The sequence below is a fragment of the Lapillicoccus sp. genome, from assembly GCF_025353065.1.
Classification (GTDB): domain Bacteria; phylum Actinomycetota; class Actinomycetes; order Actinomycetales; family Dermatophilaceae; genus Lapillicoccus.
This window is the reverse complement of sequence record NZ_JANXRJ010000229.1, coordinates 1-6,104: the sequence shown is the minus strand read 5'-3', so window position 1 is coordinate 6,104 and position 6,104 is coordinate 1. Positions and strand designations below refer to the sequence as shown.

Annotated in this window: 6 protein-coding genes and 1 pseudogene; 5 read left to right on the top strand and 2 right to left on the bottom strand. The window is 70.0% G+C overall.

Going from position 1 to position 6,104, the window contains the following annotated elements; translation table 11 throughout:
• The coding region (locus Q0R63_RS17555) for an aldo/keto reductase (protein WP_295700173.1) at positions 1-842 on the top strand (842 nt) is incomplete at its 5' end.
• Positions 843-1,029: 187 nt separating this feature from the next.
• Here the strand turns inward: Q0R63_RS17555 and Q0R63_RS24665 are convergent.
• Together Q0R63_RS24665 and Q0R63_RS17550 are read right to left on the bottom strand one after the other, a co-directional pair.
• A pseudogene (locus Q0R63_RS24665) lies at positions 1,030-1,125 on the bottom strand (type II toxin-antitoxin system prevent-host-death family antitoxin); the annotation flags it as partial.
• Positions 1,126-1,196: 71 nt separating this feature from the next.
• Entirely contained in the window at positions 1,197-2,192 is a 996-nt protein-coding gene (locus Q0R63_RS17550) for a hypothetical protein (RefSeq protein WP_295700171.1), read from the bottom strand.
• A gap of 169 nt (positions 2,193-2,361) precedes the next feature.
• Here Q0R63_RS17550 and Q0R63_RS17545 point away from each other — a divergent pair, with 169 nt between their 5' ends.
• The 4 genes from Q0R63_RS17545 to Q0R63_RS17530 form a co-directional block, all read left to right on the top strand.
• On the top strand, positions 2,362-3,372 hold the full coding sequence (locus Q0R63_RS17545) for an aldo/keto reductase family protein (RefSeq protein WP_295700168.1): 1,011 nt from the start codon (positions 2,362-2,364) through the stop codon (positions 3,370-3,372).
• Positions 3,373-3,503: 131 nt separating this feature from the next.
• Positions 3,504-3,761, top strand: a complete 258-nt coding sequence (locus Q0R63_RS17540; protein WP_295700165.1) for a CopG family transcriptional regulator — start codon at positions 3,504-3,506, stop codon at positions 3,759-3,761.
• Positions 3,758-4,180, top strand: a complete 423-nt coding sequence (locus tag Q0R63_RS17535; protein ID WP_295700163.1) for a TA system VapC family ribonuclease toxin — start codon at positions 3,758-3,760, stop codon at positions 4,178-4,180. The genes Q0R63_RS17540 and Q0R63_RS17535 overlap by 4 nt, the downstream gene beginning before the upstream one ends.
• A 96-nt stretch (positions 4,181-4,276) precedes the next feature.
• Positions 4,277-6,104: DUF6880 family protein (locus Q0R63_RS17530; protein ID WP_295700159.1), on the top strand; the 1,828-nt coding region annotated here is incomplete at its 3' end.

Here is a 6,104-nt window from a genome sequence, read left to right as displayed (position 1 = left end):
CCTTCCTCGACACGGCCGACGTCTACGGCGACGGTCGCAGCGAGACGCTCATCGGGCGGCTGCTGCGCGAGGTGCCCGACGCAGGCCTGACCGTCGGGACCAAGATGGGGCGCCGCGCCGACCCGTTCGTGCCCGAGGCGTTCACGCTCGAGGCGTTCCGCGGGTGGACGGACCGCAGCCGGCGCAACCTCGGGGTCGAGCGCCTCGACCTCGTGCAGCTGCACTGCCCGCCGACCTCGGTCTACTCCGACGACCAGGTGTACGACGCGCTGGACACCCTGGTGTCGGAGGGGGCGATCGCGGCATACGGGGTGTCGGTGGAGACGTGCGACGAGGCGCTGACCGCCATCGCGCGGCCGCACGTCGCGACGGTGCAGATCATCCTCAACCCGTTCCGGCGCAAACCGCTCGAGCGGGTGCTGCCTGCTGCTGTGGCGGCGGGGGTCGGGATCATCGCGCGGGTGCCGCTGGCGAGTGGGCTGCTGTCGGGGAAGTACGACGAGAGCACGACGTTCGGCGCCGACGACCACCGGACCTACAACCGCGGGGGTGAAGCCTTCGACGTCGGTGAGACCTTCGCCGGGGTGCCGTTCGAGGTCGGGGTGCGGGCGGCGCGGTCGGTGACCGAGCTCGTGGCTCCGGTGCCGACGGCGCAGGTGGCGCTGCGCTGGATCCTGGACCAGCCGGGTGTGTCGACCGTCATCCCGGGCGCCCGGAACGCCGAGCAGGTGCGTGGCAACGTGGCTGCCGGCCATCTCGACCCGCTGTCGGCTGAGGTGCTCGCCGGACTGAAGACGATCTACGACGAGCAGGTCCGGGAGCACGTGCACGGGCGCTGGTGACGGGATCTGGTGGTGATGGCTCGCGGCGCTGCTCGCTCACGAGGTCCGAGACCGACCCACGAGGGACCGGTCGGAGGACGTCGCGGGGATCGATCCGGGTCGCTGACTTGGGCGGGTCGATGATGCCGCGCCGAGTCAGGTCCTCCAGGAGGGTTGCGGACCCGACGCCCACCTTTCGGACGACCGGGATGCCGTGATCCGTGACGACGACCTCCTCGCCGTCGCGGGCGCGAAGGATCCCCGCAGCGAGCTCGCCTCGTAGCGTCGTCACCGAGACCTCCATGGCTGGAGCGTCCGCCGGGTGCTTGCTGCGCCATGCGTTCGCAGCCTGGTCGTCGGAGCTGCCCCGCCAGGTCACAGGGGACGCATCTGGGCGACTCGGCCGGCGGCGTCCTCGCCCCCGCCGGCCTCGACTGACTCCTCGGGAACCCAGGAGTCGAGCGAGCCGAGGTCTTCCGCGAAGGGTGTCCGCCACGCGAGGTGGCCGAGGACGGCGATCACGTACTGGTCCTCCGACATCCCGTAGGCGTCAGCGCGTCGTCGGATCTCGCCGTGCAGGTTCTCCGGCATCCCCGTGATGCAGAAGGAGACGGTCTCGTCCGTCCTCCAGGCGTTGGCGTCGCGCCAGTGATGGTCGATGTCCTGCTGGTTGAGCGGGTCGTAGAGCAGCTCGTCGAGCGGCACCCCTGGCTGTCTGAGGATCTCGGGCCGCTCGAGCAGCGCGTGCGTGAGGGCGGCGATGAGCTCGCCCGGACGTGGCAGCGACCACGTATGGAGGGAGTAGATCCGGAAGACGTCGTAGTGGCGGGCGAGGAGGCGGCGGAGGTCCTGTTGCCCTACTGGCCCGGTCTCACTTTTCGTGTCGGCGTCGCGATCCACGAGCGTGATACCGAGCTCACCGCCCTCGATCTGTAGGGCCAGGAGGTCCCCGGGCTCCGCGGACGGCAGCCACCCGGGCGGACCGATCAACGCGGAGTGCCCGAACTCTGCGGCGGTCAGCTCGCCACCACTGAGCAACGGGAGGGGCAGGACCGAGCACCACGCGAGGAAGGGCTGCAGCGCCGTGGTGCACCAGAGGTCCTTTCGACCGGCGGTCGGGCCCGGCACCCGCTGCGTGAGGACGTGCCCCTCCAGCACCTCGAGCAGGGTCCCGACCTCCCCGCCGGGGTGCCCCACGAGCAGGCTGCTGCCGGTCACGCACTGGTAGACCGCCTCCGCGTCGACCCGCGCGTCACGTCTCTCCTTGCGCATCTGACGGACAAGAAGCTCGAGCGGCGTCCGTCCTTGGCGCACCAAGGTGCGCAGGATCGCCGCGTGCAGGGCCTCGTCCACATCGATGTCTTCGCTCATCGGCTCCCCTTCGGCTGCTGTGACTCTCAGAGTCTGCCGTGTCAGCGGGCGTCGAATTCGGTTATCCACAGGGGTTGTGGCGGCTTGCGAGCCGCGGACCGCGGTGTGGAACCGGCGGCAGCGACGGGGGTGGGGCGGGCCTGTCAGCCGCGCGGCATACGGTGTCGGCATGGAATTTCGATACCTCGGCAACAGCGGACTCAAGATCTCGGAGATCACGTACGGCAACTGGCTGACCCACGGGTCCCAGGTGGAGAACGACGTCGCGACCAAGTGCGTGCAGGCGGCGCTCGAGGCCGGCATCAGCACGTTCGACACAGCGGACGTCTACGCGAACACGAAGGCGGAGACCGTCCTCGGCGACGCGCTCAAGGGCGAGCGGCGCGAGAGCCTGGAGATCTTCACGAAGGTCTACTGGCCCACCGGCCCGGCCGGCAAGAACGACACGGGCCTGTCGCGCAAGCACATCATGGAGTCGATCAACGGCTCGCTGACGCGGCTGCAGACCGACTACGTCGACCTCTACCAGGCGCACCGCTACGACACGGAGACGCCGCTGGAGGAGACGATGCAGGCGTTCGCCGACGTCGTCCGGCAGGGCAAGGCGCTCTACATCGGGGTCAGCGAGTGGACGGCCGACCAGATCCGCGAGGGCGTCGCGCTCTCGAAGCAGCTCGGCTTCCAGCTCATCTCGAGCCAGCCGCAGTACTCCATGCTGTGGCGCGTCATCGAGGACGAGGTCGTCCCGACGTGCGAGGAGGTCGGCGTCAGCCAGATCGTGTGGAGCCCGATCGCGCAGGGTGTGCTGTCGGGCAAGTACCTGCCCGGTGAGAAGGCGCCGGAGGGGTCGCGCGCCGCCGACGAGAAGGGCGGCGCCGACATGATCAAGCGGTTCATGAACGACGACGTCCTCACCCGCGTGCAGGGCCTGAAGCCGATCGCCGACGAGGCCGCCCTGACGATGGCGCAGCTGGCCATCGCCTGGGTGCTGCAGAACCCGAACGTCGCGGCGGCACTCGTCGGGGCGTCGCGGCCGGAGCAGGTCGCGGAGAACGTCAAGGCGGCTGGGGTGAAGCTCGAGCCCGCGCTGATGGCGAAGATCGACGACGTGCTCGGCGACATCGTCGAGCGGGACGCCGGCAAGACGAAGGAGACCGCGCCGCAGAAGCGCGTCGCCTGACTGCTGGGCTGACTCGAACCTGAGGCCGTATGCCGCCCGCTCGGCGGCATACGGCCTCGTCCTGTTCGTCCCTGAGATTGGCATGATTCTCGGACATCGACATTTTGATGTCTTGATGCAACACTAGCCGGATGAGGACCACGATCACGCTCGACCCTGATGTCGAGGCACTTCTCAAACGCCTGATGATTGAACGTGGGGTGTCTTTCAAGGTCGCAGTCAACGACGTCCTACGGTCTGCGCTGTCTACCTCGTCGCCGGCGGACCCCGCTTACGAGACCCCCACCTTCGCCATGGGCGAGTTTCTGCTCGACGCGACCCACGCCAACCGCATCCTGGCTGACATGGAAGACGAGGAGACCATTCGCAAGCTCCAGGCCGGCCGATGAGGATCGTCGACACCAATGTGCTGCTCTATTCGGTGAACTCAACGGCACGCCAGCACGTTGTCGCTCGCCGCTGGCTCGACGGGGCCCTCACCGGATCGGAGGCGGTCGCCATTCCTTGGGTGTGCCTCCTGGGCTTCATCCGGATCAGCACAAGTCGCCACTGGGCCTCGTCGCCCCTGCCGCTGACGATGGCCATGGACATCGTCGACACGTGGCTCGCGCGGGCCGTCACCTTGGTGCCGGAGCCGACCAAAAGGCACCCGGCTCTCCTTCGTGGTCTGCTTGAGGAGGCAGGCACTGCTGGAAACCTCACCACGGACGCCCACATCGCGGCGTTGGCTCTTGAGCACGGGGCCACCGTCGTCAGCTTCGATCGCGACTTCCAGCGCTTCGGCGTGCGGCTCGAGGTGCCCTCGTAGTTCACGCGCGCCCCTCCTGCTCAGCCTGGCAGGCGCCGACCGCGGACTCGATCCCTCCGGTGCGCTTTGTCTTTTGCCGTCGGCAAGGATGGGGCCATGGCGATCGTGGTCGACGGCTTCCTCAGCTCCGCGGTGTTGCGTCGACACGCCAACCCCGACGAGTTCGCCGCCGGTCAGGGCCTGCTCGACCAGGTCGTCGACGTCAGCCTCGAGCCGGGCCGCGCCAGCGGGTGGGTCACGGGCCGGCCCACCCGGGAGGTCGCGCTCGACTGGTCGGGCGGCAAGCTGGGCAGCGCCTGCGGTTGCGACGCGTCACGCACCAACCTCCTCTGCCGACACCTCGTGGCCCTCGGCCTCGCGGCGCTCGACGAAGCCCGCAGCGAGGCGCCGCCCGCCAACCCCGGCGGCGCGTCGGACCTCTCGCCCGTGGAGCAGTGGCTCACCACGCTCGGGAGCGCCGACCTGCTCTCGTTGGTCGTCGAGCTCGCCGCGACCAGCGACCAGGGGACACGGCTGCTCCAGAACCGCGCCGCACTGGCCACGGGAGCCACCGACGTCATCGAGGCCGAGCTGCTCGAGACGGTGACGGCGGCCCTGCGTGCCAGCGGTTTCGTGGACTACCGCCGGTCGTTCCGCATCGCCGACGAGGCGACGGAGGCGCTCGACGACCTCGAGTCCCACCTCGATGCCGGCCGCGCCGACCTCACTCTCGCGCCGCTGCAGAAGGCCTTGACCCGTCTCCGCAAGATCCTCGAGCAGGCCGACGACTCCGGCGGAGCGCTCGGCGACGCCTGCCGGCGGGCCGGTGACCTCTACGCTCGCGCCTGCCGCGAGGGACACCCCGATCCGTCCAAGCTGGCGCGGTGGTTCGTCAAGTTCCGTGAGACCTCGCCCGGCTGGCCCGACCTCGAGCTCGCCGCCTTCGCGCCGGCCTTCGACGCCAAGGCCTTCGCGATCTATCGCAAGGGGGTCGCCGCGATCGACGAGGCCCGCCGGTCCGATTCGCACTCGTCGCGCTACCAGATCGACCAGATGCTGCTCGAGCTCGCCGACCACGACGGAGACGTCGACGCGGCTGTCGAGATCCTGGGACGGGGGGAGCACCCGAAGTACGGCGCGATGCTGGTGCGCCTCGACGCGGCCGGGCGGCTCGACGAGGGCATGGCTGTCGTCGACCGGGCCGTGCGGGACGGCCGCATGTCGCTCCGCATGTCGGGGTCGCACGGGTACTGGCTCGACCCCCAGGATGTCGCCTCCCGTTACGTCGAGGAGGGGCGGACGGACGACGCCCTCACGATGCTGCCGGCGCTCTTCGAGCGTGAGCCCGGCGCGGCGGCATACAAGGTGCTGCTGGGGTGTGCTCTGCGCGTGGGCGACTTAGAGCCGCAACGGGACTGGGCTCTCGTCCGGGCTCGCGCCCTCAGCGAGCGAGTCGGCAACGGCGCCCTGCTGGTCGAGCTCGCGATGAGTGAGGGTGACCTCGAGGCGGCGTGGGAGGTGGCCGACGACATGGGGGCGGGCCACGCCTGGCCGGTCCCCGAGGAACTGCCACTGCACGCCGACGCTCAGGGCCGCGCAGCCGGCGCCGATCCCCGCCCCGACGATCGCGCCCGCCGACCACGCCGCTTGCATCAGCGGCAGCAGCGTCCTCCCGGCGGCGCGTTCCACCGCGGCACCCTCGACGTTGATCATCACGTGGACGGCGCCGATCCCGAAGCCCACCATGACGAACCCGACGGTGGTGACCGCGACCGAGCCGGCCGCGCCGGCGCCGATGACCGCGATCGCGACACCCGTCCACCACAGGCCGGCACAGATCCCGCGTCGGGACCCGAGCCAGGACAGCACGGCCGCCGACGCGCCCAGACCGGCCACCGAACCGACCGTCAGCCCGGCCAGGACCACCCCGAGCGCCGCGTTGTCG

Excerpts from the sequence above, each read along its gene's own strand:
- Q0R63_RS17550 (WP_295700171.1), bottom strand. The coding sequence starts at position 2,192 with ATGAGCGAAGACATCGATGTGGACGAGGCCCTGCACGCGGCGATCCTG.
- Q0R63_RS17545 (WP_295700168.1), top strand. The coding sequence starts at position 2,362 with ATGGAATTTCGATACCTCGGCAACAGCGGACTCAAGATCTCGGAGATC.
- Q0R63_RS17540 (WP_295700165.1), top strand. The coding sequence starts at position 3,504 with ATGAGGACCACGATCACGCTCGACCCTGATGTCGAGGCACTTCTCAAA.
- Q0R63_RS17535 (WP_295700163.1), top strand. The coding sequence starts at position 3,758 with ATGAGGATCGTCGACACCAATGTGCTGCTCTATTCGGTGAACTCAACG.